This window comes from Mesorhizobium sp. P2_A8 (assembly GCF_056404935.1).
In genome coordinates this window covers 1-2,521 of the sequence record NZ_JBFUDB010000027.1, presented here as the reverse complement: position 1 = coordinate 2,521, position 2,521 = coordinate 1, and the positions used below count along the sequence as shown (strand labels likewise).

The 2,521-nt window shown below is 64.4% G+C and carries 1 protein-coding gene and 1 pseudogene; both read right to left on the bottom strand.

Annotated elements, in window-relative coordinates:
- A pseudogene (locus AC1D10_RS35520) lies at positions 1-267 on the bottom strand (adenylate/guanylate cyclase domain-containing protein); the annotation flags it as partial.
- Positions 268-361: 94 nt separating this feature from the next.
- Positions 362-2,521 (bottom strand): tetratricopeptide repeat protein (locus AC1D10_RS35515; protein ID WP_477279975.1); only part of this gene is annotated, 2,160 nt, incomplete at its 5' end.

Here is a 2,521-nt window from a genome sequence, read left to right as displayed (position 1 = left end):
GGCATCAGTTGTGCCCTCGTTGCGCTCCGCCATTCGGCGCTGGATCACGGCAGCGCACTGGACGGCATCGACGACGCTGGCGAACTCGACGAGCGCGCCGTCGCCCATGAGCTTGATAATGCGGCCGTGGTACTCCTTGATCGCCGGGTCGATCAGTTCGCGACGGCAACCCTTCAAGCGTTCGAGCGTGCCTACCTCATCCTCGCCCATGAGGCGGCTGTAGCCAACCACATCGGCAGCAAGTATCGCGGTAAGCCTTCGCTCCATACCTGCCTGCGCCCTCCCCGGTCGATCAAGCGGCTTTGCTGCAGCCTAATCTAGTCCCGCCTCCGACGCGAGCGGGCGCGACCGACGCGTGCATCTACTGAACCACCGCGAAGTGGAAAACCTTGCTTGAGTTGACGAAGGAATAGCCGCCGCCTCCATCGTCGCGGCGTTTATAGACAGGTCCACAGTCGGGGCGCCCGAACATATTCTCGCTCAGCTCGCACAAGAGGTCGCCATCGACGTAGACGGTCTCGGTGACCAGCCGAGTCGTGGAGCGGAAGGCCGCCTTGCCGTCGCTCCCGATCTGAAGGAAGGCTGGTTGGAGACTGGGTTCAACCTGGCCCTGCAACGTATGGCCCAGCACCAGCGAGGCGATCTCCTCGCCCTTCAAGCGGTTGTGCTCGTCGCCGGTGAAGCCGAACGGCCATTCGGGCAAGCCCGCCTGCTGCAACGCGTCGATGATGAGAGCCAAATCCCGGGGATTACGGTATTGGGCACCATTGACCCGGTATGCGGACAATGAATCGAACCCCGGCGTCGACATGGAACCTAGTCCCTCGGCGACCGCCGCCCTCGCATCCTGCAGGCGGCCGGCGCGGGCGTAAGCGGCACCGAGGGTAATTCTGAAATCTCCGACTGACGGCGCATCGTCGCGAACGCGTTCGAGCGCCTCGATCGCCTTGTCGTTGCTACCTTGAATGAGAAAGACCAGACCGGCAATTTGCCGGTTGATGGGTGAAAGGTTGGGGTCGAGCCTGAGCGCCGTCTCGACCGCGGCGGCTGCCTCGGCATGATTGCCGGCGAACAGTTGCACGTATCCTAGAGCTATTTGCGTCTCTGCATCGCCGGGGCCGAGTGCGACGGCTCGCTCGGCCGAAGCGATGGCTTCCTCGTAGCGGCGATCCACGACCTGCATAATGCCGAGAATCGCATAGGGCGACGAAAGGTCGGGGTCGAGTTGCAGCGCACGGCTTGCCTTCTCATAGGCGCGCTTGCGCGCGGGTGCGCTCTGCATGATGTCGTTGAACGATTCGCGCCAGATATAGACCGTCGTGCTTGCATCCGCCGCGAAGGCTTCGGCGAAAGCGGGGTCGAGTTCCTCCGCCTTGTTGTAGAGCGTGAGCGCCTCCCGCAGCCCGTCGCGCCGGCCGGTCCGTGCTGTCTGCTCGGCCCGAAGGTAGAAGTCGTAGGCTTCGAGGTTCTCGGTCGGCGGGCGCGCCATGCGCTCGCTTTCCGCCGCCGAAGCCCGGATGCCCAGCGCCTTGGCGATCTCGCGGCTCATCTCGTCCTGGACACTGAACACGCCAGCCATGCCGCGGTCGAACCGGTTGGCCCACAGATTGTCGCCCGTGGCCGTATCGATGAGCTGGGCATTGAGGCGGATCTGCTCGCCGGTGCGGCGGACGCTCCCCTCGACGACGAAACGGACGCCAAGGTCGCGCGCGACGTCCGCCAGCGCTGCAGGCTTGTCCTTGTAGGCGAACACCGAGTTGCGCGCGATGACGTCCAGACCGGAAAGCTTGGTGAGGTCGGTGATCAGATCTTCGGTGATGCCGTCAGCGAAATAGTCCTGGCCTGGATCGCCGCCGAGGTTTGCAAACGGCAGCACCGCAACCGATGGCCGCGATGGCACCGAGAACTTCTGCCAYSCRAAAATGCCGRCAATCGCGGCAATYGCCAGGGCSGCGGCGCCKGCCAGGATCATGACGCGCGGGCCCGGCCGGTGGGGCGCGGCCGTGACCCTTCCCGAGGCCCCGGGATCGAGCAAGAGGCGATAGGCGCGAACCGGATCGGCGATGTTCTTGAGGCGCTGCTCGCCGAGACTGGCAAAGCCGACATCCACCTTGTGCACCGCGTGGTCGAAGGCCGTGCCCGAGATGCAAATACCCCCAGGCTCGGCCATTGCCTCCAGGCGCGCGGCAATGTTCACGCCATCGCCATAGATGTCATCGCCCTCAACGATGACGTCGCCGAGATTGACGCCGATGCGAAACCGGATCTGCCGGGCATCAGTTGTGCCCTCGTTGCGCTCCGCCATTCGGCGCTGGATCACGGCAGCGCACTGGACGGCATCGACGACGCTGGCGAACTCGACGAGCGCGCCGTCGCCCATGAGCTTGATAATGCGGCCGTGGTACTCCTTGATCGCCGGGTCGATCAGTTCGCGACGGCAACCCTTCAAGCGTTCGAGCGTGCCTACCTCATCCTCGCCCATGAGGCGGCTGTAGCCAACCACATCGGCAGCAAGTATCGC